Genomic DNA, 23,129 nt, shown 5'->3' with positions numbered 1-23,129 from the left:
AAGAGGAGCGACCTCGAGAAGCTCGAGAGAGCGACCGGTGGGAGGATAGTTAGCAATATCGACGACCTGAAGCCCGAAGACCTAGGCTACGCCGCGCTAGTAGAGGAGAGGAAGGTCGGAGAGGACAAGATGGTGTTCGTAGAGGGCTGCAAGAACCCGAGATCCGTCAGCATCGTGATAAGGGGAGGTCTAGAGAGGCTCGTAGACGAAGCCGAGAGGAGTATGAGGGACGCCCTGTCCGCGGTTGCGGACGTTATAAGGGACGGCAAGATCGTTGCGGGAGGCGGGGCGGTAGAAGCTGAACTAGCGAAGCACATAAGGAAATTCTCCACGAAGGTCGGCGGTAAGGAGCAGCTTGCCGTGGAGGCTTTCGCGAAGGCTCTAGAAGGGCTGGTTGTCACGCTCGTCGAGAACGCAGGCCTAGACCCAGTAGACATAATCATGAAGCTTAGGGCCTCTCACGAGAGAGAAGAGGGCACCTGGATAGGCGTGGACCTAAACAACGGCGACCTCGTCAACATGATGGAGAGAGGGGTAATAGAGCCGGTGAGCGTCATAGCCAACGCGATAAAGGCGGGTACAGAGGCCGCTACGATAATACTGAGAATCGACGACGTGATAGCCGCCAGCAAGGCGAAAGAGAAAGGCACTGAGACCGGCAAGAAGCCTGGCGAGGAAGAGAAGAAAGAGGAAGACTAAACCACTTTTATCAATAGAGGTTTTTTGTACAGGCTCGAGAATAAAACTGCTTCCCCTTTGTCCAGGTAAGGTATCACCTCTCTCAGTTCGACCGGCATGTGAGTCGCTCTCTCCAACACTTCTAAGTCTACGGCAGACTTCACCGAGTGCACGATCTTAGTAGAGGTATTCACCATCACGTCGTCCACAAGCGAGGAGGGCGACTGGGACACCACTACGAGACCAACCCCGAACTTCCGCACCTCGCCTAGCATCTTGACTAACACGTCCACGTGATTTTCCTTCCCTAGAAGGTTCCTAGCCTCCTCCACGACTACGAGTAGCCTGCTGACCCCGAACTCCCCACGGACAGCCATATCGAAGATCTTCTTGAGGAGGGCTGCCACGTAGACCCTCCTGATGGTCAGATCGCCCACTTTGGATAGGTCTACTACTAGGGGGCTTCTCGTTTTATCGAGGAACCCGACCCTTGTCTCCCTGAACAGGCCTTTGTACTTACCTACCACGAGCCTTCTCAACTTTCTCATGAGCGAGAGACGGCTCTCCCTGAACCACCCAGACTCGTCCACCATCTTCTCGAGCGCCTCGATAACGTCTGCTAAGTCTAGGCGGTCCCAACCCCTGAGGTTCTCGAAGGCCTTGAGCAATACGTACTCCTGGGCGGGTGTTAAGGCGAGCACCTGACTAGCGAAGTCAACGGAGACGTTAGGGTCCTCATCTCCGAAGAGGGGGACAGGTAACTGAAACGGGTCTATGACATTGGGGTTTTTCAGCAAGCGACTGTACTCCCCGTGCCAGTCGAGTACGAGCGGCCTGTAGTTGAACGAGTAGTCTCCGGTAGTTAACCGGTTAACTAGTGTAGCGACCGTGAACGTCTTACCCGAGCCCGTCGCGCCGGTTACCAGCAAATGTTTGTTTAAGTCTTCTGCGGGGATGCACGCGTCAACCGGGGGGATAGAGTTCACTACCTCTCCTAAGACGATGCACTCTTCGGCAGATACTTCTCTGGTCTTCACGGGCTCCTGGACTGGGTATTTCGGTGCCACCGCCAGCGACGTGGGGTATATTACCCCTACGCTCTCCCTCCTCTTCAAAAATTTACGAGCATCTCGAGTATACTTCGCGAGTCGCCCCGCCCGAACTCCTTTACCTCGCCTACGGTTATGTGCTTGAAGTTGGACTTTATGTAGTCGCTTATGAACTGTACTTCCGCCTCTTCACCTTCTTTCACCCCTATGATCAGCATCCCGTCAGCTCTGTTCCTCCCGAGTACGCTCATTGTTATGTACTTTACCGACCTGTTCCTACTAACTCTGCTCCTTATGAGCTCGCCTAGCTTCCTCAGCTCGTCTTCGACGAGCTCGTCCCTAGAGCCCATGTACTTGTATAGCCTCAAGACGTAGTACTTCAAAAACCGTCCCCTTGAAGTAGGAGCACGTATTGGCTGAGGGTGACAGCCGAAAGTTTCAAGGACAGCTGTTAACTGACCGAGACCCCTGTGTAGACCTCGTCGAGAGGTTTGAGGTCTAGTTGCTGGGCCGACTTCAACACGAGTAAGAAGCCCCCTATCGAGACAACGGCTCTGTACGTCTCACCTATGCTCCTGTTAGACACGACACTGCCTTTACCGCAGAAGTAGTGCTGTAGGCATTCCTCTCTGCTGTCTGTCAGAACTATCGTGGCGTTACCCCCCTTCTTCAGAGGGGGCATTACTTTCTCGTGGAACTCTAGCTCTATCGACACATCCCCGCATCTGAACTTGACCCTGTATACGCCGGGATACCTCAGCCTCTCGATGTCCTCTACTGAGCAAGTATACTTCTGAAGCATATTACCAGGCCACAGTTTGGTCTAATGGACTAAGACCATGCTCTATTTTAAGTCGTTGGGATATTTTTAAGTGTTAACCCAGAGTCAGCGCTGAAAGGACGCTTATTAGGGTGTCAGGGGGAGAAATATTCAAAATAACCACTTTGACATAGGTTAAAGTGCCTGAAGGTGGTCTTATGAGCGTGCTAGACGCGTCGAGGAGACTTACAAGCGAGTTGACGAGCTTGATCGACAAGAGGGTCAAAATCGTCTTGGCCGACGGGAGGTCCTACGAGGGTAGGCTCGTGGGGTTCGACACTCCTTCCCTGAACATTCTTCTGCAGAATGCTGTGGACGACAAAGGGAACAGGTACCCCAAGGTGATCGTGAAAGGCGAGAGGTTGAGCGAGATAATAGTGCTCGAGATACCCTTGTTCGACCCAGAGGAATTCAAGAACATCATCATCAAGGAGATGAAGCTACCTGAACACCTCGTGAAGATCATACCCGAGGCCAGAGTCGTAGAAGTCCAGGGGCGCTATAGGGTGAGCGAGAGGGGTGTCGAGGGCACCGGACCCATAGCAGAGACCTTATACAGGTTGCTAGAACAGTACCTCGAAACGAGGCGTAAGATGCTAAAGGGAGAATAGTATTGGAGTACTTCGACGTGAGAGAGTACGACTTAGCGGGGAGAATCGGTAGACTGAAAACGAAACACGGGACTATCGAGACACCATATATTTTTCCTGTTGTTGACCCGGTGAGACAGGACGTTGACTTAAACACGATCCTAGAGATCGGTTTCAACGCGATCATAACTAACGCCTACCTGTTCTACAAGAGGAACAAAGGCGTCGTCAAGGACATACACGAAGAGCTGAAGTGGAGCAACACTATAATGACCGACTCGGGGGGTTATCAAGTACTCGTATACGGCGACGTGGAGGTAGACAACCCAACTATCGTGAGCTATCAGAAGAGTATCGGAAGCGACATAGCGGTCATACTCGACGTACCAACGGGGACTAAAATGACGTGGAGCGAAGCGTACAATGCCGTGGAAGAGACCTGGAGAAGAGCTCTCCAAGCACTCCCCCTTATAATGGACAGCGACCAGTTATGGGCTCTACCTATACAGGGCTCGCCTTACCCCGACCTACTCAAGAAGTCCGCCGTAAGAGCTTGGAGGACCCCCTACCACATCTTCGCGTTCGGCTCGCCTACAGTACTACTGGAGAAGTACGATTACAGCCCTCTCCTAGAGTATGTCGGTCTAGTCAAGAGAGTCCTACCACCGGGTAAACCACTACACGTATTCGGTGTAGGGCACCCGATGATCATACCCTTCCTCGTCGCGTTGGGGGCAGACCTCTTCGACTCCGCAAGCTACATCCTCTACGCGCGAGAAGGAAGGTACATGCTACCCGGTGGGACTAAGAGGGTCGAGGAACTGACATACCTGCCCTGCAACTGCCCAGTCTGCTCGAGGTACACCCCCAAGGATCTCCTGGAGCTACCTAGCGAAGAGCGCACGAGGCTTATCGCGCTCCACAACCTGTACACTTTGAAGAAGGAACTTAACACTGTAAAGGAGAGCATAAGAGAGGGGAGGCTCTGGGAGTTACTGGAAGAGAGGAGCAAGACGCACCCTAGCCTGCGTAGAGCGTTTGAAGTAGTCAAGAGACACGCCGACATACTCCTCAGGTTCAACCCCGTATCCAAACCAGACGCTCCAGCCCTTCTGATCCTAGACGAGGACTCCTACTACAACCCGAGAGTGAGAGCTATCGAGTCGAAGAGCTCTCAGCTGGTTGAGAAGGTACTCGTAAGCGACAGTATAGTCCTACTGGTCGCTACCGGCAAAGATTTCGCGAGTCTAAGAGAATACTCGTTGAAGAGGTGGGGCCGCGATAAAGTCTTCATAGTACACCCCGTTCTAGGTCTGTTCCCAATTCAGCTCGCCAACACGTACCCCTACTTCCAACACGAGGAGGGCGTGTTGGACAGTTTGGGCGATAAGGTTCTAGAGGAGGTCTCCGCCAAAGTCCTCGAACTGGTCAAAGGAAAGAAGATGGCCAGGGTTGAAATAGGTGTTTTAGAGAACTCGAGCAACGTAGAGCTCAGGCTCGCCCGAAAGATAGAGGACTTGTTAAAAAGCTCCGGCGTAGAAGTACGGCTCAACGTACTAGCGTTAAGAGAAGCCGGGGCGGCACACTAGAGTTTACAGGTATATTGGGTGGCCCTTTCTCTCCGATTCCTCCATTTCGATCGTCTTCAACATCCTCTCTCGCTCAGCCTCGATAGACTCTATGATCTTAGCCTCTTCGAGTAGCCTCGTAGTGTCGATCTTGAAACCGAGCATTTCGCCTATGGCCTCGACCGCGGCCGCGCTAGCCCTCGGGTCTGGTCTGTAGAGCTCCGTGTAGGCGAAGATCGCTACACCGGGTACCTTGTAGGCGTCCATGAACATTATCAAGAGGGCTAGAGGCCCGATTATATGCCTGTTCTCGAGTAGTTGCGCGTTTAGCTTGCCCTCGTAGCCGCCTACAGGGATCCACCTGTACTTTTCCTCCTCGCTTTCTCTGAGACTAGGGTCTAGACCCCCTACGAGTATTGCCGTCGAGACCTTCTTTTCTTTAACCCACCTGGCGATCAGGTCAGCGTAGCTAGTCCTATCACGTACACTGGGTGTCCCGTTGTTCAAGAGTACGAGGAGCTTCTTACCTTCCACAACACCGTAATACAGCTCGAACGGGTAGACTACACCTATCTCCCTCGTGTATATGGTGGTCTCCGGGTAGTACTTCGTCTTAACGAAGCCCACCCTCTTCAACTTCAACTCTAAAACAAGGTGTCTACTTGTCAAATAACCCACCATGCCAAATCCTTGGAAGCCTGTTATGAATATCGAGTCCCGCAGGTCCTCATCGGTTATCTTCTCGAGCAGTACAATATTCACTCCCGAACACCCTGCCTTATTCTAACTGCTTCACCCCACTTATAAAAAACCATCTCCCAGCCGGGCTTAACCGCGCGGCCTACCGCCAGCAGATTACCTTTCTCGTCGACGACCAAGACCTCGTCCTCGGGTCTTATATCGGGGTCGGCCATCACCACGTGTTTACAGAACACATTACCACCTCTGGCCACGAATTCCGAGTACCTCTCCATTACGTATACTCGTAGGCGGGGATGAGGAAGTAGACGGTTTAAAACCAGTCCTGAAGGTATGTGGAGGTTGAACCTGTAGTCCGAGGCTCTGATGGACAGGTAAGGTTTATCGTCGACGATTATCCTCCTCAGCTTCAGGGTGTTTTTACTAAACTCGCCCTCAGCCCCTTCAGGTATGAACTCACCGCTTACTCCGAACTGTAAGCCGGCTATGTACCTTAGCTCCTCTAGCTCCTGGTCGCTTAGCCTCCTCCTGATCATGAGCTGTCACGTTAGGTACTATGATAATTAAGGACCTTATTTGGTTCCTGTTAAAAACATCGGTTGCACATTTCTCAGAAGATAACGTGGAGGCTGTTGTTCCTCTCCTCTACGATACCCCTCCTGACATTCTTCTTCGCCAAAATCTTCTTTACCGCGAGCTCGAAGTCTTCCCTCGTTACAACCTTCCTACCCGACCTGATAGCGTTGTATCCAGCCTCCGTAACGATCGCCTTAATCTCGGCCCCAGACAAACCCTCGGTCTTACTCGCCAGCTCGTGTAAGTCGACGTCGTCTGCGAGCTTCATCCTTCTTGTGTGAACTCTGAAAATCTCGTATCTCCCCTGCTTGTCGGGCAATGGGATTTCTATCAGCCTGTCTAGCCTGCCCGGTCTGAGTATAGCGGGGTCCAGTACGTCAACTCTGTTCGTTGCCGCAATCACCTTGACTCTGTCCAGGGGCCTAAAGCCGTCTATCTCCGCCAGCAACTGCATAAGAGTTCTCTGAACCTCCCTCTCCCCGCTAGTACCTATGTCTATCCTCTTAGCCGCGATCGCGTCTATCTCGTCTATGAAGACTATAGCAGGAGCCTTTCTCCTAGCCATGTTGAATACTTCCTTGACGATCCTAGCCCCCTCCCCTATGAACTTCTGTACGAGCTCGCTACCTACAATACTGATGAATGTCGCCTCCGCCTCTCTAGCTACGGCCTTAGCTAGGAGGGTCTTGCCGCACCCGGGTGGACCGTAGAGTAGGACCCCTTTCGGGGGCTCTATACCCACTTCTCTAAACAAGTCGGGGTTTTTCAGAGGTAGTTCAACGACTTCTCTCAACTCTCTGATCTGTTCCTTTAGACCGCCTATGTCGTTGTATGTCACCTCTGGTTTCTCGATTACCTCGAAGGACTGTACGTACGGATCCTCGTACTCGGGGAGAACGTCCACTATCGTCGAGCCTCTCTGGTTTAAGGCAACGCGCGCGCCGGGGACAAGCCTCTCACGAGGCACATTCTCCGATATGTTGACAATGAGGTTGGGGCCAGTAGTGCTCCTTACAACGGCTCTGTTTCCATCGATCAAGTACAAGAGAACACCCTCTATCAGAGGGGGGGCCAATAGCCTCTCGATCTCGGCTTTGTAGTAATTGACCTTCATACTGAGCTTCTTAACTTCGCTCTCCAGCTGCTTCAACCTGCTCTCTAGGTAGCGAATGTAGTCTTCATCGGGCAACCTGGCTTCAGTAGCATCTTCTCGCACATCTTCACTAAACATGAAAATTCCCTTTCCTTTTATCGGTTTTAAGAAGGTCTTTAAAACCCGGACTCAATAGTATTTAAGAGCCTTCAGGGAGAGAAGTCTTAAGGTTGTCTAAATGCCTTGTTACTGCGAGATATGCGGGAGAGAAGTACTAAATGAGAGAGACTGCAAAAGGGTCGTTGTAGAGGGCTCTATCTTACAGGTTTGCCCCGACTGCTACCGCAAGCTCATAAGTAGCGGTAAGGCAAGACCCTACGTGGAAGAGAGTAAGAAGCCGCTGGTCGTTATTTCCCGGAGTAAGAGAGTTATGACAGGAGCTAGTAGGGGGTTTGGAGAGGAGTTCGAGATTGTTGAGGACTATGCCAAGAGGATTAGGGAGGCTCGTGAGAGGCTCGGCTGGACGCAGGCTGTGCTAGCCTCTAAGATAAAAGAGAGTGAGAACACTATTAAGAGAATAGAGTCGGGCAGGCTTAAACCCAGCTTAGAACTGGCTAAGAGACTGGAGAAGGTGCTGGGTATAAAGTTGATTGAGAGAACCGCCGAAGAGCCGCTACAGACGGGGAGGGAGGACGAAGACTACTTTACCGTAGGCGACCTCATTAGAGTGAGCAAGAAGTGAAGACGGAAAGAGTAGTCGTATTCATACCGAGTAAATATCGTGACTTTGTTGATGAAGAGCTAAGCCTCGTCAAGACGGTGTATGGAGTCGTAGACCAGGTCCACTTCGTCAAGAGACCCAACCCTAGGACTTACATTCAACAAGACAAGCTCAAGGAACTAGCAGATGACCCGCCCGACAGGCTCGTGGTCATGGACATACTGAGGCCAAGCCAGGTGACGAACATACTCAGAGAGGTGAAAACAGAGGTTGTCGACAGAGTTCTACTAATACTCGAGGTATTTGCCCAACACGCCGGTAGTAGAGAGGCTCTCCTACAGATAGAGCTCGCGAGGATCAAACACATGCTCCCACTCGTGAGAGACTTCATCAGGAAGTCCAAGCTGGGCGAGCTGGCCGGGTATCTCGGACCTGGCAGGTACGGCTACGAGAAGTATTACACTTTTCTCAGAAGAAGGGAGGGCCGTATAAGAAGAGAGATCGAGGAGATAAGGAGGGTAAGAGAGGTCAGGAGAGAGAGGAGGGTGAGAGAGGGAGTCCCCCACGTAGCGATTGCAGGCTATACGTGTGCTGGTAAGACCACTTTATTCAATGCCTTAACCGGGAAGAACATGCCCGTAGGACCCGAACCTTTCACCACTCTGAGCCCCAAGACCGCGAAATTAGATATTGACGGGGTTCACATGGTTGTGACGGATACCGTTGGTTTCATAAGGGACCTGCCGCCCGAGATCACCGAGGCGTTCTACGCAACACTCGAAGAGGTAACAGCCGCCGACTTGATCGTCCTTGTCGTGGACTCATCAAAGCCTTTAAAGAGAGTTATTAGCGAAGTTGACTCCTCATTGAAAATATTCAACGATATAGGCGTCCACGGTAAGCCTATCATTGTTGCTTTGAACAAGATAGATCTAATCAACGAAAACGGAGTTGAAGAGCTGGTTAGAGAGCTGTCTAAATCGGCGGTGAATGCGGCTAGGATTGTTCCTATCTCGGCCGAGAAAAGAATTAACTTGGACGCTCTTAAGCGCGAGATAGTCGGAGTCATTAGAGGTATGTGAGAGATGGTCGAGATCTACGTGCTGAGGCTAGGTCACAGACCCGGGAGAGACAAAAGAGTCACTACGCACGTGGGACTTGTCGCGAGGTCTTTCGGGGCTAACGGGATAGTTATTGGTGACGTTGTAGACGAAAGTGTCGCGAGGTCTCTTAGAAAAGTCGTGGATCTGTGGGGCGGCCCTTTCGAGGTCATCATGGGCGTGAACTCCGTTGAGTACGTTAAGAAGTGGAAGTCCCGGGGTATTGTAGTTCATTTGACAATGTACGGTTTACACGTCGACGACGTCATAGACGAGATCAGGGGGTCGGGTAAAGATCTGCTGGTCGTGGTAGGCGCCGAGAAAGTCCCAAGAATATTCTACGAGCTGGCCGATTACAACGTGGCCATAGGTCACCAGCCGCACTCCGAGGTCGCCGCACTCGCCGTGTTCCTAGATAGGTATTATAAGGGAGAAGAACTACATAGGAAATTTAGTGGAGCAAAACTAGTAGTAGTACCGACCCCTAGAGGCAAAAAGGTGTTAAGAGTTGGCGACAGAGAGAGCTGTGAGCGGAGTGCCCAGGGAGGACAAACTCATTGAAATAACGATTTTGATCGTTGAGAAGATGATGGGCGAGGAGGGCAGGAGAATACTGGAGTTCATGCTGGCGAACAACGGCTTGATAATTGAGGAGACGGCTGGTAAAGACCTGAACACAAAGTCGAACATAGTGAGGAAAATACTCCAGAAGCTGTCAGACGAGGCCGTAGTTGTACCGGTCAAGGTAAAAGACAAGGACAAGGTTTTGCACGGGTGGGTCTTGAATAGAGAGGCACTAGCCAATTTCATAGTCTCAAGACTGAGGAAGTCCAAGGAGAAGCTGTCAACCAGAATAAGAGAGCTCGAGGAGAACACCTTTTACATCTGCCCGACATGCCACAGGAGGTTCAGATACGACGAGGCCCTCATAAACGACTTTCACTGCCCCAACGACAACTCCCTGTTAATGGAAGTAGACAAAGACAGTGAGCTCGCCCTTCTGAGAGAGAAGCTAAAGTCTCTCGACAAACTTCTAGACTACATATACAGTGATGGATTTTGAGACATAAAGTAGAATTCGTCGACCTATTCTCTGGAGCAGGAGGTTTTGCCTGGGGCTTCTACGAGACGGGGCTCTACAAACCAGTTCTAGCAGTAGACAACTTCAAGCCCGCGGCTCTAACTTACAAGGCTAATATACCGGACCCTCTAGTCCTGGTAGAGGACATTAAAGAAGTCGACTACGCAACGCTGAAAAGCGTGCTCGGAGATCTGGACATACCGCTCGTCATTGGTAGCCCGCCGTGTGAGCCGTTCACTGGCGCCAACCCGAGGAGGGAGAGAGACCCGATTAACCGACTGTACGTCGACCCCCAGGGACAGCTAACTCTACATTTCATAAGGATAGTCGGGTTGTTGAAGCCGAGAGTCTTCATAATGGAGAACGTGCCTGCGATAATGGAGGGTGGTCTGAAAGAGGCCTTAACTCGTGAGTTTAAGCGTATCGGTTATCACAAGTTATATTTCAATGTACTGAACGCCGAGGACTACTCTAACCCGAGTAAGAGGCGAAGGGTCTTCATATCGAACGTCGAGATAAAACCCCCGAAGTCGAACAAAAAGGTGAGAGTGATAGACGCACTGAGCGGGATGCCGCCGCCCGGGAGTTCTCTCCCCAACCACGACCCGCCCCCTGAGCTGAGCTGGAGGAAACTTAAAAAGGTGGCAAAACTGAAGCACGGTAAGGCCCTCATATACTTCCAAGGCGCCGTAGGAGAGATTCCCAATTTGATCAGGCTCGACCCCTACGAGGTCGCCCCGACGGTGCTCGGCTCATCTCGCTTCATACACCCCTTCGAGAACAGGCTACTGACCGTAAGAGAGCAGGCGAGACTCATGGGGTTTCCAGACCATTTCGTCTTCTACGGGGGTAGAGACGAGCAGTACAACCAAGTAGGCGAGGCCGTACCAATCCCGTTATCCAGGGCGATCGCCCTGTTCGTCTACGAGATACTCCGGGAGTTATAAGAAGCGCGACAGGTTATTAAAAACGACCAATACATGAGTTTCCAGGTAAACAAGAGGTGCGGAGGTAGCTCGGGGTTGGCTATGGTCTACGTAGGACTATACAGTCCCACAAGTGTTCAGAGAGTGGTCGACTTCGTGAAGACGGTTTACGCATTCTCGCAGAAAGCACAGGTAGTACCTGTTATAGTAAAGCCTATTGGGGCGGCAGCCCAGATAGGGATTCCGGAGGCGTTCAAGGTATCGGTTAAGCTCAACAAGCCTTTCATGGTCTTCCCCGAGCTCGGCGACGCGCTGGAGCTCCTGAGACCAAGCGAAGCGTACTTTTACAGCGATGAAGGAACCGAGCTGGAGGCGTCCCAGATACGCCAAGCCCATAGCGGGAGCCTGCTGATAGTGTTCCCGTCGGGTGAAAGCGAGCCGAGCAAAAAAGAGCTGACTGGACTGAAGCTCGTCAGGTTAAAGGACGTCCCTTCTCAACTACCAGCTCTAGCCTTGCTGTCTATATTCATGTACAAAGTATTCTACCAGGTCACGTAGGTGATCTTTATACTCCTACTCAACTCGTCGATGGCCCTCCAGTCCTCGTAGCTGAGCTTCCAGCCAACAGCTCCCGCGTTCTCAGCGACTTGTTCAGGGGTCTTAGCGCCTGGTATTGGCACGATAACCGGGCTGTAGTTGATCAACCAGTTCAGGGCCACCTGGGATGGCGTTTTACCGTACTTCTTACCTACCTCAACTAAGAGGTTGACGAGGGGCATTACCTTCACGAAGTTCTCCTCGTGGAAGACCGGCTCGTTCCTCCTCAGGTCTGTGAACTGCTTGATGTTTTCCAAGTTGTACTTACCCGAGAGCGCGCCTTTAGCGAGCGGGCTCCAGGGGATGAAGGTGAGGTCGTTTGCCTCGGCGTAGGGTATCAGCTCCTCCTCGGACCACCTCTCGACGAGGTTGAACCTATACTGCATGCTTACGATGTCCGTCACCGACAAGTTGGACCTGAGGTCCTCTATCAGCGCTATCGGGTAGTTGCTCACGCCGAGGTACCTTACAACCCCCTGTACCACGAGCCTCTCGAGGGCCTTAGCGTACTTCGAGGTCGGGAAGTTGTGATGAGTCGGCGGGTGGTGTATCTGAAGTAGGTCAATGTATGTGACTCCTAGCCTCTTAAGCGACCTGTCCACGGCCTTGAACACGTCTTCCGGTTGTAGAAACTCTCCGGGTATTTTTGTTGCTATCACCACGTCGTCCCTCTTAACCCCGAGCTCTTTAAGGGCCTTGCCTAGGAATGTCTCGCTCATGCCTCTCCCGTATACCATGGCCGTGTCGAAGAAGTTTATGCCAAGCTCTACAGCCTTAGCTACTACCGCTTTTGCTTTCTCGTAGTCGACGAGCCCCCACGTCTCGCTGAACTGCCACGTGCCGAGACCTATCTTGGATATCTTAAGGTCGCTCCAGCCGAGTTCCACGTACTCCATGAGGACAAACACCACGTCGCATTAATACTAAACCAAGCTTTAAACCACTCTTCTCCCATGTTAAGACAAAGAGGTGCTTAACATGAGCTTCAAGCTCAGGATCGTGCCTGTTAAAGCACCCACTAAAGAAGAAGTGTACGACGTTGTGATCGTAGGCGGTGGTCCCGCCGGTTTAACGGCTGCTCTCTACTCGGCTAGGTACGAACTAAAAACTGTTGTTGTAACAAAACTAGTGGGTGGATACGTTACCGAGGCGACCATTGTTGACGACTACCCCGGACTACCCGACATACCGGGAGAAGAGCTAGTAAACAGGTTCGTTAACCACGTGAAGAAATACAACGTTCCGATCATTCAAGACGAGGTCATAGACATGTACAGGAAGGACAAGCTGTGGTGTGTAAAGACTGTCGGTGAGAAGGAGCTGTGCGGCTACGCCGTGATTATAGCGGTGGGTAGCGAGAAGAGGAAGCTTAATGTGAAGGGAGAGGAGGAGTTCAGTGGTAGAGGGGTCTCCTACTGCGCCACGTGCGACGGCCCCTTGTTCAAGGACAAGATCGTGGCGGTGGTCGGTGGGGGTAACTCAGCGCTGACTTCGGCGATATACCTCGCCTCGCTGGCCTCGAAAGTGTACCTAATACACAGGAGGGACGAGTTCAGGGCTTTCAGGGTTTACGTGGAGAAGGCCTTGAACAACCCCAAGATAGAGATCTTGAAGAACAGCGTAGTCAAAGAGATAATCGGCGACAACCGGGTACGCGCAATTAGAATCGAGAACAGGGTTACCGGCGAGGAGAGGGTGATCGAGGTAGATGGGGTCTTCGTCGAGATAGGGTTGAAACCTCCACGCGAGTTCTTCGAGAAGATCGGGCTGGAGGTAGACGAGACAGGGCACGCAGTCGTCAAAGTTGACAGGTCGACAAACTTGGAAGGCGTGTTTGTGGCCGGCGACGCTGCTGGTGGTCCTTACAAGTACAGGTTCGAGCAGATAATAACCGCTGCCGCCGACGGGGCTATTGCGGCCGACGCCGCGTTCAAGTACATCTTATCGGTAAAGAAAACGTGAGCGGAGGACAACGGATTTAAAGCTATTAAACCCCGAATAAATACTTTGATTGATTAGAACCGTGGGCCCGTAGCTCAGCCCGGTAGAGCGCCCGGCTCATAACCGGGTGGTCGGGGGTTCGAATCCCCCCGGGCCCACTTCTTTCGCGTTCTCTAGGTGCCGTACGACCAGGACTTCAAGTACTCGACCTGCTCGGGGGTTAGCTCGTCTATCCTGATACCCATGGTCTCTAGTTTTAGCCTGGCCACCATCTCGTCTAGCTCTCTCGGCGGGTTGTAGACCTTCTTCTCGAGCCTCCCCTTGTTCTCGTGCAGGTACTTCACAGCGAGGTATTGGTTCGCGAAGCTCATGTCCATCACCTCGCTCGGGTGCCCCTCTGCCGCTACTAGATTGACAAGCCTTCCCTCGGCCAACAAGTACAGCTTACGCCCGTCTCGTAGAGTGTACTCTGTCACGTTCTCCCTGATCACTCTCTTCCTGACCGACAAGCTCTCCAGGTCTGGTATCCATACTTCGACGTTGAAGTGACCAGCGTTTGCCAAGATGGCTCCGTCCTTCATCTTCTCGAAATGCTCTCTCCTAATAACAGCCTTGTTGCCTGTGGCTGTCACGAATATGTCCCCTATACCAGCCGCCTCGGACATGGGCATAACCTCGAAGCCGTCGAACACCGCCTCTAGCGCTCTAATAGGGTCGACCTCCGTTACTATGACTCTCCTAGCCCCCAAACCTCTCGCTCTCAGCGCGATCCCTTTACCGACCCAACCATAGCCTGCGACAACTACGATCTTCCCCGCCACTAGGATGTTGGTCGCCCTCATTATCCCGTCAAAAGTGCTCTGACCAGTGCCGAAGCGGTTGTCGAACAAGAACTTGGTGTACGCGTTGTTCACGGCCACGACGGGGTATAGTAAGAGCCCTTCTCTCTCGAGCGACTTTAATCTTATGACACCGGTAGTCGTCTCCTCGGTGCCTCCCGTTATCTCGCTCGCCAGCTTCTTGTACTCGCTGTGGAGCATGGCGTGGAGGTCTCCGCCGTCATCTAGAACAATGTCCGGTCTGCTCTCGGCCACCTGCCTTATACACCAGTAGTACTCTTCACTAGACTGGCCTCTCCAGGCGTACACTCTTATGCCGTACTCTACGAGAGCGGCCGCCACGTCGTCTTGCGTGGACAATGGGTTGCTGGCAGCTAAGACCACCTCCTCGGCACCGGAGTCTTTCAAGGCCATCATTAAAACCCCGGTCTCCTTAGTAACGTGAAGAACCGCTCCTATCCTCAGACCTGCTAGGGGTCTCTTGTCCCTACCCTCCTCTCTGAGTTTCATCAGGACGGGCATGTGCTTCATTGCCCACTCAAGCTTTAGCCTGCCCTGCTCGGCTAGACTCAAGTCTTTTACTCTGCTCTTCAAATCGGAACACCGGAACTTCGTTATGCAACCCGGTGAATATTAATGATATCGCGTACAGCACCTCAGCTAGTCGGGGCTCTCGAAGGGTCGTCGGCTCTTGCCTAAAAATTTAAAACGCCCTAACGTATTCCCTGTTACACAGTACCTGAGGCGAGGTGCTTAGCGTGGGAAAAGTCAGGATAAGGCTGGTGAAGAGGGTGGCTAGGCAGCTCCTGGACAGCTACCCTCAGTTGTTCACACGGGACTTCGAGTCCAATAAGCAAGTCGTGTCGAAGCTCATCTCGACAAGGTCTAAAAAGCTGAGAAACCAGATCGCAGGCTACATAACTCACCTCGTGGCTATAAGGAGTAGAGAGAAGAAGGTTGAGACTGTCGAAGAGCCTGTCTCGTGAAGCAGGCTAAATACCTAGGTGTTACCTGCCCAGCCTAGGTTGTGTTAATGGTACTCGAAGTTCGCTCCCCGAAGCCTGGTCTCCTATTAATTAGGTATTTCGGTAAAGAGTTCGAAGCGCGGATCTACCAATGCTGGAAGAAAAACGAGGACATAGACGCGGAGCTTCAAGACTTAGGTCTAGTACCAGACCTACCTGTGGCCCTGATCCCCTCTAAACTAGTCGAGAACGACGTTCAGCTGGTTCAAGGGCTAGCTCACTACTATATGAACAAAAACCTGCTCACACGTATAAGGCACAAGGGTTTACTACTCGCTACGCTAGTTACAGGCTTTAAGCAGTTGAAGGACCTACTGGAGAACCTTAGAGTCTCTTACTCGCAGTCAGAGCATTACCTCGTAGTTGCGGCTACAGGTGGTTTCCCCAGACCCTCAAACTGCTCGGACTACGAGATTCGCAAGACCGACATCGCAAAGGACATCACGAACATTGTAAAAAACGTTGCTGTTTTACTAGACCTCTTGTAGGCTCACCACTCCTCTTCCCACTCTTCCTCTTCCCACTCCTCTTCTTCTTCCTCCCACTCTTCCCACTCTTCTTCAAGCCACAACATGCCTTCCACCTTACGTCTTAGAAGTATTTGTGGAGTAAGGATATTTAAGTAAAACGGTTCGGCGAGAAAGTCGTTAAATGAGGGCGTGTTGTATCTACACCGGCTCGATGGGGGCGACCGCTACTGGCGGTGATAGCATTTAATAAGGTTCCTTAAGTAAGTGATAGAAGACTAACGTAACGTAAGGTGTGAGGGTTGGTCAAGTTTTGTCCTAGATGCGGCACAGCAATGATGCCTATTAAGAAGAGGGAGGGTAAAGAGGAGTTCTACGTTTTGAAGTGCCCTAGGTGCGGTTACGAAGAGAGGGCTTCGCAGAAAGACCTCGAGAAGTACGGTATTAAGTACGTCGTGGACTCCAGTAAGAGGACGATAACAGCTAAGGCTACCGAGGCTAAGGCTACAGCTCTGACGCCCGATGAGAGGGAGATGTTGCAGGAGTACTACGAGGTTTTACTCGAGAGCATGAGGGAGGAGGAAGTCGAGGAAGAGGAGTCAGACTAGCACGACTCTTCACTTATCCGAGCCGTCACCACTCATCATATTAAACCCGTCTTCCTTACTGTCAGAATTGGATCATGCTTAACTCGCTAATAAGCGATTAAGGTGAGAGCCGTTGGTCAGAGTCGCGGTAGTAGACAGGGCCTTCTGCAAACCCGACAAGTGTACGCTGGAGTGTATAAGGTTTTGCCCGGTTAACAGGGGCAAGAAAGTAAAGGCCATAGAGCTGAGCCAGGACGGTAAACACGTTGTAATAAACGAGGTAACGTGTATAGGGTGCGGTATATGTGTGAGGAAGTGCCCGTTTAACGCTCTCTCCATTGTGAACCTACCCGACGAGCTGGAAAAATTTACTGTACACAGGTATGGCGAGAACATGTTCAAGTTGTACGGGCTGCCACCACTAACACTCGGCGGGATACTCGGGGTTATTGGGAGGAACGGTAGCGGGAAGACGACGAGCATTAAGATACTGTCCGGCCAGATGAAGCCTAACCTGGGAAACTACTCCAACCCCCCAGACTGGAGCGAGATACTGAGGGCGTTTCGAGGTACTGAAATAAACGCCTATCTCCAGAAACTCGCCAACGGCAGTCTTAGAGCTGCCGTTAAACCTCAGTACATAGAGGCGGCGAGAAGGGTGCTGAAGGGGAGTGTCAGGGAACTCCTAGAGAAGGCCGACGAAAGAGGTTTGTTCAGAGAGCTCGCCGATAAGATGGGGCTATCGGGAGTTATGGACAGGAACGTTAGAGACCTTAGCGGCGGCGAGCTACAAAAGTTCCTTATTTCGGCTGTCCTGGCCAAGAACGCCGACGCGTACTTCTTCGACGAGCCCTTCTCGTACTTGGACGTCAGGGAGAGGGTCAGAGTGGCATCAGCTATAAGGGAGTTCCTAAACCCGTCGAAGGTATACGTCATGGTGGTCGAACACGACCTCATGATACTCGACTACGTGAGCGACTACGTGGCGGTCTTGTATGGTGAGCCCGGGGTGTACGGTATAGTGAGCAAGCCGTACGGCGTTAGGAACGGTATTAACTACTACCTGGAGGGCTACCTGCCAGCTGAGAACGTCAGGATCAGGAAGGAGCAGATCAGGTTCAGGGTAGTAGTAGCCGACAGGGGTAAGCTGCCCGAGGAGTATCCTATACTCAAGTGGAGTAACCTCTACAAGGTCTACCCGAGCAGCGGCTTCAGACTTAGCGTTGAGGAGGGCGAGGTGCACCCCGGAGAAGTACTAGGGATACTCGGCCCGAACGGGATAGGTAAGTCCACTTTCATAAACATGCTCGCGGACGTGGTTAAGCCGGACGAGGGGGAGATCCTCGTAGGCACCGATAAGATCAGCTACAAGCCCCAGGAGGTCTCCCCGTCTATCTTCCGCTTCGAGACCGTCAAGGAGAACTTAGCAGACGCTAGTAAGGACGCCGTAGACCCCACTAGCTGGCTCTACGACGAGTTGACAAGGAGGTTGGGCTTGAACAAGATGCTAGACAGGAAGGTGACAGAGCTGAGTGGGGGAGAGCTACAAAAACTGGCCGTGGCCGTGACGCTGGCCAGAGAAGCCGACGTCTACCTGCTAGACGAGCCGTCCGCGTACTTAGACGTCGAGGAGAGGGTCAGCGTTGCTAGGCTGATAAGGAGGGTGGTCGAGGAGAAGAGGAAGGCCGCTATAGTGGTCGAACACGACCTCCTGTTCCAGAACTACGTGAGCGACAAGATTATGGTCTTCACGGGTAAGCCTAGCGTTGAAGGCGTCGCGTTAAGGCCGTCTGATATCAGGACTGGCTTCAACAACCTCCTTAAGCAACTTGATGTAACTGTTAGAAGAGACCCGGAGACAGGTAGGCCCAGGATAAACAAGCCGGGTTCGTACCTCGACAGAGAGCAGAAAACCAGAGGCGAGTACTACCTGCCAGACTAATTTAAACAAGTGTTTAAATAACGAGGTGTGGCAAAGGGAGATTACTTTTATTACCCACCTGACGCACTCAATTAAACAAGGTGGTACCATGGCAGATAGGATTACACTATCTGTGATAAAGGCGGACGTTGGTAGCATATCAGGTCACTACATGCCGCACCCCGACCAGCTCGCGGCTGCGACCAAAGTCCTGTCGGAGGCCAAGCAGAAGGGGCTGATAATAGACTTCTACGTCACCCACGTTGGAGACGACATACAGCTAATTATGACTCACACCAAGGGACCAGACCACCCGGACATACACGGGCTCGCCTGGGACGCGTTCCAGGCCGCTACCAAGGTGGCCAAGGAGCTCAAACTCTACGCCGCAGGCCAGGACCTACTGAGCGACGCCTTCAGCGGCAACGTTAGAGGGCTTGGGCCGGGTGTTGCCGAGCTCGAGATGGAGGAGAGGAAAGCCGAGCCGGTCATCACTTTCCACGCCGACAAGACGGAGCCAGGCGCCTTCAACCTACCCATGTACAGGATCTTCGCCGACCCCTTCAACACCGCCGGGCTTGTCATCGACCCCAGGATGCATGCCGGTTTCGTCTTCGAAGTGTTCGACGTATACGAGGGTAAGAGCGTCCTGCTAAAGACGCCCGAGGAGTCCTACGACCTGCTCGCGCTGATAGGCACCACCGGCAGGTACATTGTTAGGAGGGTCTATAGGAAAGAAGACAACCTACTCGCTGCCGTTGTAAGTGTCGAGAGGCTGAACCTGGTAGCGGGCCAGTACGTTGGCAAGGACGACCCCGTGGCGATCGTTAGAGCGCAATCCGGGCTACCAGCCGTGGGCGAGATACTCGAGGCGTTCGCGTTCCCTCACCTGGTCGCTGGCTGGATGAGGGGCAGCCACCACGGCCCCCTGATACCGGTTTCCATGAGGTACGCCAGGGTGACGAGGTTCGACGGGCCGCCTAGGGTAATAGCGCTCGGTTGGAACATCAGCAAAGGCAGGTTGATAGGCCCGGCCGACCTGTTCGACGACGTGGCGTTCGACGAGACTAGGAGGCTGGCTCTACAGATAGCCGAGTACATGCGTAGGCACGGGCCCTTCATGCCGCACAGGCTCGGACCAGAGGAGATGGAGTACACTACTCTACCAGAGGTGCTTGAGAAGCTCAAGAACAGGTTCGTCAAGACCGAGGAAGTTAAGGTCGTGAAGAGACACAGCGAGATGTTAAGCGGGGAACACGACTAATTTTTTACTCCTCTAGGCGTTGACCACTCCACCTAGGGGTGGGGGCGTCTGAAGCCCATTATAGTCGTAAACTACAAGGCCTACTACCCCCAGAGCTTCGGCGAGCATGCTTTAAGGATTGCTCGGGACGCGGTTAGAGTAGTGAAAGAACTGGGCGGTGGAGTCGAGATCGTTCTGGCCCCGCCCTACACTGAAATACGGAGGGTCGTCGAGGAGGTAGCAGGGTCTGGTGTAAGGGTCTTCGCACAACACGCCGACCCCGTGGAGCCTGGAGCTGTTACGGGTTTCATGCCGCTCGAGGGTCTCAAAGAGGCGGGTGTGAGCGGAGTCATACTTAACCACAGCGAGCACAGGCTCAAACTTGCGGACATCAACTCACTGGTCAAGAGGGCCGCTAAGCTCGGGTTGGAGACGCTTGTTTGCGCCGACGAGCCCGAGACGGGCGCTGCCGTGGCCGCTCTCGAACCCAACTACGTCGCTGTCGAGCCACCTGAGTTGATAGGTACGGGTATTAGCGTGAGTAAGGCTAAACCAGAAGTCATTATTAGGAGTGTTGAACTCATTAGGAGAGTCAACAGTAGAGTAGTGATCTTGACGGGCGCCGGCATAACGGACGGGCAAGACGTGTACTCGGCTATAAGGTACGGGACGAGCGGCGTTCTAGTCGCGTCGGCGATCGTGAAGGCGAAAGACCCCTACTCGGTTATAAGGGACATGGCTGTAAGCGCTCTTAAAGCCGTCACCGGCCAGTAGTGAAACCTATAAAATCCGCGTGAGAATTTATTAATTCCGGTGCGGAGCCGCCGTAGCTCAGCCGGGTAGAGCGCCGGCCTCGTATGGCTACGGTGTAGCCGAGGTCGGGAGAGCCGGTGGACGCGGGTTCAAATCCCGCCGGCGGCTTAAAACAGTATCCTTTTGATTAGGATCTCGTGCACGTCTTCGCCTGGCCTAGCGAAAGACTCCGCCACGACGTCCCCGATTGAGAGCTCTCCTCTACTCCTGGCGAGCCTTTCCAGCAACCTAATCCCCTCTTCATAACTGACATCGCCCTGAACAGTCTTGCTCATGTCGTACACTTTGAGACCGTAGAATAGCGTTAGCCTCTCGGCCAGTCTTCTGTCGGGCGTCCCCACTATCACGGGGACTTGGGGCCTCATCCTGGCTATCAGCGGGGGTACGGAGCCGGTTTTGGAGAAGACGAGCACTTTACCCTCCACGCTCTCAGCTAAAGACAACAGGCCGTGGACGTACTTGTCCTTGAGAGACTGCTTGCCCAGCGAATCCCTGATACTCTTGGCCTGCTCTACTTTGATGTTGGCCTCTGCCGACTCGATTATCTTCTTCAACCACCTAACAGTCTCGAGAGGGTACTTTCCGACAGCCGTCTCGTTCGTCAACATAAGGGCGTCGACCATGTCTTGGACAGCGCTATAGACGTCTACTACCTCGCTCCTACTCGGCCTAGGTTGCTCTACCATCGACTCGAGGATCTGGGTCGCTACTATGACGGGCCTCCCGTAGCTGACGGAGGCGATGATCACCTCCTTCTGTATAGTGGGGAGCTTCTCTAGGTCGAAGTGTAGGCCGAGGTCTCCTCTCGCGATGAGTACCATGTCGCTCGACCTGACGATCTCGGCTAGGTTCCTATACGCTGTGGGGGTCTCTATTTTCGCTATTATCCCCGTAGAGCCCTTCATACCCTCGATGAGGTTCCTCACGACATTGATGTCGTGCCCGCTCCTAACATAGCTAACCCCTATGAACGTGAACTCGCGGTCCACGGCATACTTGACCAACGAGACGTCTTCGCTGGACAGGAGAGGCACGTTGGGCTCCTTGCCTCTCGCAACTATCTTCTTGCCCGACCCTATAACGCCGTCGTAGAGAGCTCTCGCCTGGAAATAGTCGTCTCCTACCTCGACAACTCGTAGGATGCACTCGCCGTCTCCAACCAGTATCGTGTCGCCTACCTCTACGGTCTCGAAGAGGCTCTTAGACCTTACCGGGACTTCTTTCTCCCCGGCTTTCTCCCCGAAGACAAACCTCAAAACCTGGTCTCGCTCTACTTTGAGAACCCCCTGGTCTAAGACGCCTATCCTGATCTGCGGGCCTCTCAGATCCCCTATAAGTGAGGTCGGCTGATCGAGCTCGCTGGCCGCCTCCCTGACGAGTTTGACAAATAAATCCCACTCGCTCGTGTCGCCGTGGCTGAAGTTAATTCTGAACCCGGACACGCCCTCTTTAATCAGCCTTTTTATGATGTCGTAGGACTTAGTAGCCGGGCCAAGAGTCACAATGATCTTCGTTTTCAAACCCGCCACACGTAGGAATCTTATTTAAGTAACCCCCTTATACATTAATTACCTAGTGTTTGTCGCGCTGAAACGTGGTAGCATGGGGAGGTTTCTCGCGGTCGTTTTCATAGCTTTAGCGCTAGCCTTCACGCTCAGCTCTACCTGGCACGCGGTCTCCCAGAGCTTGTGCTTTGAGGGTATATACACTATCACGAGTAGCCTTGTAGGGTTCTTCAACGGCTCCGACATATACCTGTGGAGACCCTACGTCTCGATAGAAGGCGTTGTCCTCAACTACAACAACATCGGCGGCTTGCTAAACGTCACGCTCGTTTTCAACGGCGTTGTGGTCGCCAGCGACACAAAGGTCATATACCCGAATAGCACGGCACCCTTTTACTTGCCGTCAGACTTGTCCGGGTACACTATATACACCACCAACACCTACTCCATTATAGTCTCGCTCAGGAGCCTGAGCGACAACAAACTCGTCTACGCCTGCACACTCGCGTCGGGAAATGTCTTTATAAGCGGCTACAATTGGGCTGTCGACTTATGGAGCAACAACACGGTGGGTAACGTGACGGTATCGGTTATGCCGAGCATAATAACCAACCGGGTGGCCTCACCACCCCAGATATACGTGTACGCCAAGGGGCTCGCCCCCTTCAAGATCTACGAGATACTCGCCGTATACCCCAACATACCGGGCACCCCCCTTCACCTCGCAGTACTAGGGACTGGAGCCTACGGTGACCTGTACACCACGCTGACACTCCCGGTCGTCACCAACACCTCGAGTATCTGGATCGTTGTCTACGACCCCCAGTCGAACACGGGTTACAACAGTACAATACGCCAGGTCATGCTAGACCCCCCGCCGAGGACGTGCTACCAAGGGGTCACAGTAAACCCGCCCTCCGGGAACATTGTCACGCCCCCTCCGACTACTACCACGTCCACGGTCACTAGCACTAACACTGCGACAACGGTATACGTCACGGTCACGAAGACGACGACCGCCACAACCACATTGACATCCACGGTGACGTCTACCCTGACGCAGACCATCTACGTCAACAACACCTTCACAAGCACAGTGACCACAACGGTGTTACAGAACAGCACCCTGACGCAGACCATCACGGTCAGGCACAACTCAACGCTCACGCAGACGATGACGGTGACCCAGACAAACACCGTTGAAAACCCTGTCATAGCGCAAGCCAGCAAGGCAGCCTCAACTCTCGTGAGCACCGGCTACATCTTCGTCATAGGCTTCCTCGCGCTGAC

Annotated in this window: 25 protein-coding genes, 2 tRNA genes and 1 pseudogene; 19 read left to right on the top strand and 9 right to left on the bottom strand. The window is 52.9% G+C overall.

Annotation, left to right across the window (positions count from 1 at the left end; translation table 11 throughout):
• Window positions 1–699, top strand: a 699-nt coding sequence (locus ACP5VX_RS03540) for a TCP-1/cpn60 chaperonin family protein (RefSeq protein ID WP_428724518.1), incomplete at its 5' end; no start/stop codon positions are given.
• Here the strand turns inward: ACP5VX_RS03540 and ACP5VX_RS03535 are convergent.
• From ACP5VX_RS03535 to ACP5VX_RS03525, 3 genes are all read right to left on the bottom strand, one after another.
• Window positions 696–1,793: an ATP-binding protein gene (locus ACP5VX_RS03535; protein WP_428724517.1), complete on the bottom strand. Its 1,098-nt coding sequence runs from the start codon at window positions 1,791–1,793 to the stop codon at window positions 696–698. The two genes, ACP5VX_RS03540 and ACP5VX_RS03535, sit on opposite strands and share 4 nt — an antisense overlap.
• A complete protein-coding gene (locus tag ACP5VX_RS03530; protein WP_428724516.1) occupies window positions 1,790–2,110 on the bottom strand; it encodes a hypothetical protein in 321 nt (106 codons plus the stop codon). Before ACP5VX_RS03530 ends, ACP5VX_RS03535 begins: the two co-directional genes overlap by 4 nt.
• Before the next feature lie 68 nt (window positions 2,111–2,178).
• Window positions 2,179–2,529 carry a DNA-directed RNA polymerase subunit G gene (locus ACP5VX_RS03525; protein WP_428724515.1) on the bottom strand — a complete coding sequence of 117 codons (351 nt, stop codon included), beginning with the start codon at window positions 2,527–2,529 and terminating at the stop codon, window positions 2,179–2,181.
• Between the two features lie 176 nt (window positions 2,530–2,705).
• On the opposite strand from ACP5VX_RS03525, the gene ACP5VX_RS03520 reads away from it, so the two are divergent.
• On the top strand, window positions 2,706–3,158 hold the full coding sequence (locus ACP5VX_RS03520; protein ID WP_428724514.1) for an Lsm family RNA-binding protein: 453 nt from the start codon (window positions 2,706–2,708) through the stop codon (window positions 3,156–3,158).
• Window positions 3,159–3,160: 2 nt separating this feature from the next.
• Window positions 3,161–4,726: a tRNA guanosine(15) transglycosylase TgtA gene (tgtA, locus tag ACP5VX_RS03515; RefSeq protein WP_428724513.1), complete on the top strand. Its 1,566-nt coding sequence runs from the start codon at window positions 3,161–3,163 to the stop codon at window positions 4,724–4,726.
• 3 nt (window positions 4,727–4,729) lie between these two features.
• Here tgtA and ACP5VX_RS03510 read toward each other — a convergent pair whose 3' ends face one another.
• The 3 genes from ACP5VX_RS03510 to ACP5VX_RS03500 form a co-directional block, all read right to left on the bottom strand.
• Window positions 4,730–5,467, bottom strand: a complete 738-nt coding sequence (locus ACP5VX_RS03510; protein WP_428724512.1) for a proteasome assembly chaperone family protein — start codon at window positions 5,465–5,467, stop codon at window positions 4,730–4,732.
• A complete protein-coding gene (locus ACP5VX_RS03505; protein ID WP_428724511.1) occupies window positions 5,464–5,940 on the bottom strand; it encodes a PUA domain-containing protein in 477 nt (158 codons plus the stop codon). Before ACP5VX_RS03505 ends, ACP5VX_RS03510 begins: the two co-directional genes overlap by 4 nt.
• Window positions 5,941–6,014: 74 nt before the next feature.
• Entirely contained in the window at window positions 6,015–7,211 is a 1,197-nt protein-coding gene (locus ACP5VX_RS03500; protein WP_428724510.1) for a proteasome-activating nucleotidase, read from the bottom strand.
• A gap of 100 nt (window positions 7,212–7,311) precedes the next feature.
• Here ACP5VX_RS03500 and ACP5VX_RS03495 point away from each other — a divergent pair, with 100 nt between their 5' ends.
• From ACP5VX_RS03495 to ACP5VX_RS03470, 6 genes are read left to right on the top strand one after another with little or no spacing between them, the layout of a single operon-like run.
• Window positions 7,312–7,815, top strand: a complete 504-nt coding sequence (locus ACP5VX_RS03495; RefSeq protein ID WP_428724509.1) for a multiprotein bridging factor aMBF1 — start codon at window positions 7,312–7,314, stop codon at window positions 7,813–7,815.
• Window positions 7,812–8,876 (top strand): GTPase HflX, encoded by a 1,065-nt coding sequence (gene hflX / locus ACP5VX_RS03490; RefSeq protein ID WP_428724508.1) that lies wholly within the window; start codon window positions 7,812–7,814, stop codon window positions 8,874–8,876. The genes ACP5VX_RS03495 and hflX overlap by 4 nt, the downstream gene beginning before the upstream one ends.
• Before the next feature lie 3 nt (window positions 8,877–8,879).
• Window positions 8,880–9,455, top strand: a complete 576-nt coding sequence (locus tag ACP5VX_RS03485) for a tRNA (cytidine(56)-2'-O)-methyltransferase (protein WP_428724507.1) — start codon at window positions 8,880–8,882, stop codon at window positions 9,453–9,455.
• The gene (locus ACP5VX_RS03480; RefSeq protein ID WP_428724506.1) at window positions 9,403–9,957 is read left to right on the top strand and encodes a transcription factor TFIIE; all 555 of its coding nucleotides are present in this window, start codon (window positions 9,403–9,405) and stop codon (window positions 9,955–9,957) included. The genes ACP5VX_RS03485 and ACP5VX_RS03480 overlap by 53 nt, the downstream gene beginning before the upstream one ends.
• On the top strand, window positions 9,954–10,922 hold the full coding sequence (locus ACP5VX_RS03475) for a DNA cytosine methyltransferase (RefSeq protein ID WP_428724505.1): 969 nt from the start codon (window positions 9,954–9,956) through the stop codon (window positions 10,920–10,922). The genes ACP5VX_RS03480 and ACP5VX_RS03475 overlap by 4 nt, the downstream gene beginning before the upstream one ends.
• 33 nt (window positions 10,923–10,955) lie before the next feature.
• Complete coding sequence (locus tag ACP5VX_RS03470; protein ID WP_428724504.1) at window positions 10,956–11,459, top strand: RecB-family nuclease; 504 nt, start codon at window positions 10,956–10,958, stop codon at window positions 11,457–11,459.
• On the opposite strand, the gene ACP5VX_RS03465 is transcribed toward ACP5VX_RS03470, so the two are convergent.
• Complete coding sequence (locus ACP5VX_RS03465; protein WP_428724503.1) at window positions 11,444–12,394, bottom strand: aldo/keto reductase; 951 nt, start codon at window positions 12,392–12,394, stop codon at window positions 11,444–11,446. The genes ACP5VX_RS03470 and ACP5VX_RS03465 overlap by 16 nt on opposite strands.
• Window positions 12,395–12,476: 82 nt before the next feature.
• Here ACP5VX_RS03465 and trxB point away from each other — a divergent pair, with 82 nt between their 5' ends.
• Window positions 12,477–13,460, top strand: a complete 984-nt coding sequence (gene trxB / locus ACP5VX_RS03460; RefSeq protein ID WP_428724502.1) for a thioredoxin-disulfide reductase — start codon at window positions 12,477–12,479, stop codon at window positions 13,458–13,460.
• A gap of 63 nt (window positions 13,461–13,523) precedes the next feature.
• A tRNA-Ile gene (locus tag ACP5VX_RS03455) sits at window positions 13,524–13,597 on the top strand.
• 15 nt (window positions 13,598–13,612) lie between these two features.
• Here the strand turns inward: ACP5VX_RS03455 and ahcY are convergent.
• Window positions 13,613–14,872, bottom strand: a complete 1,260-nt coding sequence (ahcY, locus tag ACP5VX_RS03450) for an adenosylhomocysteinase (RefSeq protein ID WP_428724501.1) — start codon at window positions 14,870–14,872, stop codon at window positions 13,613–13,615.
• Between the two features lie 164 nt (window positions 14,873–15,036).
• Here ahcY and ACP5VX_RS03445 point away from each other — a divergent pair, with 164 nt between their 5' ends.
• From ACP5VX_RS03445 to ACP5VX_RS03415, 7 genes are all read left to right on the top strand, one after another.
• A complete protein-coding gene (locus ACP5VX_RS03445; RefSeq protein ID WP_428724500.1) occupies window positions 15,037–15,264 on the top strand; it encodes a 30S ribosomal protein S17e in 228 nt (75 codons plus the stop codon).
• A 47-nt stretch (window positions 15,265–15,311) separates the two neighbouring features.
• On the top strand, window positions 15,312–15,791 hold the full coding sequence (locus ACP5VX_RS03440) for a hypothetical protein (protein ID WP_428724499.1): 480 nt from the start codon (window positions 15,312–15,314) through the stop codon (window positions 15,789–15,791).
• 314 nt (window positions 15,792–16,105) lie between these two features.
• Entirely contained in the window at window positions 16,106–16,378 is a 273-nt protein-coding gene (locus tag ACP5VX_RS03435; protein WP_428724520.1) for a DNA-directed RNA polymerase subunit M, read from the top strand.
• A 112-nt stretch (window positions 16,379–16,490) separates the two neighbouring features.
• A complete protein-coding gene (locus ACP5VX_RS03430; protein WP_428724498.1) occupies window positions 16,491–18,299 on the top strand; it encodes a ribosome biogenesis/translation initiation ATPase RLI in 1,809 nt (602 codons plus the stop codon).
• Between the two features lie 88 nt (window positions 18,300–18,387).
• Window positions 18,388–19,542: a fructose-1,6-bisphosphate aldolase/phosphatase gene (gene fbp / locus ACP5VX_RS03425; protein ID WP_428724497.1), complete on the top strand. Its 1,155-nt coding sequence runs from the start codon at window positions 18,388–18,390 to the stop codon at window positions 19,540–19,542.
• A gap of 48 nt (window positions 19,543–19,590) precedes the next feature.
• Window positions 19,591–20,295 carry a triose-phosphate isomerase gene (tpiA, locus tag ACP5VX_RS03420; RefSeq protein ID WP_428724519.1) on the top strand — a complete coding sequence of 235 codons (705 nt, stop codon included), beginning with the start codon at window positions 19,591–19,593 and terminating at the stop codon, window positions 20,293–20,295.
• Between the two features lie 46 nt (window positions 20,296–20,341).
• Window positions 20,342–20,442, top strand: a tRNA-Thr gene (locus ACP5VX_RS03415).
• On the opposite strand, the gene pyk is transcribed toward ACP5VX_RS03415, so the two are convergent.
• Entirely contained in the window at window positions 20,442–21,863 is a 1,422-nt protein-coding gene (gene pyk / locus ACP5VX_RS03410; RefSeq protein ID WP_428724496.1) for a pyruvate kinase, read from the bottom strand. The genes ACP5VX_RS03415 and pyk overlap by 1 nt on opposite strands.
• 73 nt (window positions 21,864–21,936) lie before the next feature.
• Between pyk and ACP5VX_RS03405 the strand changes: the two are divergent.
• Window positions 21,937–23,129 (top strand): annotated as a pseudogene (locus tag ACP5VX_RS03405) (hypothetical protein); the annotation flags it as partial.

Origin of the sequence: Thermogladius sp., assembly GCF_049970955.1 — an archaeon.
GTDB lineage: Archaea > Thermoproteota > Thermoprotei_A > Sulfolobales > Desulfurococcaceae > Thermogladius.
The sequence above is the reverse complement of the archived record's forward strand: the minus strand, read 5'-3'. Positions and strand labels throughout refer to the sequence as shown.

Excerpts from the sequence above, each read along its gene's own strand:
- ACP5VX_RS03500 (WP_428724510.1), bottom strand. The coding sequence starts at position 7,211 with ATGTTTAGTGAAGATGTGCGAGAAGATGCTACTGAAGCCAGGTTGCCC.
- ACP5VX_RS03505 (WP_428724511.1), bottom strand. The coding sequence starts at position 5,940 with ATGATCAGGAGGAGGCTAAGCGACCAGGAGCTAGAGGAGCTAAGGTAC.
- ACP5VX_RS03465 (WP_428724503.1), bottom strand. The coding sequence starts at position 12,394 with ATGGAGTACGTGGAACTCGGCTGGAGCGACCTTAAGATATCCAAGATA.
- fbp (WP_428724497.1), top strand. The coding sequence starts at position 18,388 with ATGGCAGATAGGATTACACTATCTGTGATAAAGGCGGACGTTGGTAGC.
- trxB (WP_428724502.1), top strand. The coding sequence starts at position 12,477 with ATGAGCTTCAAGCTCAGGATCGTGCCTGTTAAAGCACCCACTAAAGAA.
- ACP5VX_RS03485 (WP_428724507.1), top strand. The coding sequence starts at position 8,880 with ATGGTCGAGATCTACGTGCTGAGGCTAGGTCACAGACCCGGGAGAGAC.
- ACP5VX_RS03525 (WP_428724515.1), bottom strand. The coding sequence starts at position 2,529 with ATGCTTCAGAAGTATACTTGCTCAGTAGAGGACATCGAGAGGCTGAGG.
- ACP5VX_RS03520 (WP_428724514.1), top strand. The coding sequence starts at position 2,706 with ATGAGCGTGCTAGACGCGTCGAGGAGACTTACAAGCGAGTTGACGAGC.
- ACP5VX_RS03495 (WP_428724509.1), top strand. The coding sequence starts at position 7,312 with ATGCCTTGTTACTGCGAGATATGCGGGAGAGAAGTACTAAATGAGAGA.
- ACP5VX_RS03440 (WP_428724499.1), top strand. The coding sequence starts at position 15,312 with ATGGTACTCGAAGTTCGCTCCCCGAAGCCTGGTCTCCTATTAATTAGG.
- ACP5VX_RS03470 (WP_428724504.1), top strand. The coding sequence starts at position 10,956 with ATGAGTTTCCAGGTAAACAAGAGGTGCGGAGGTAGCTCGGGGTTGGCT.
- ACP5VX_RS03435 (WP_428724520.1), top strand. The coding sequence starts at position 16,106 with ATGATGCCTATTAAGAAGAGGGAGGGTAAAGAGGAGTTCTACGTTTTG.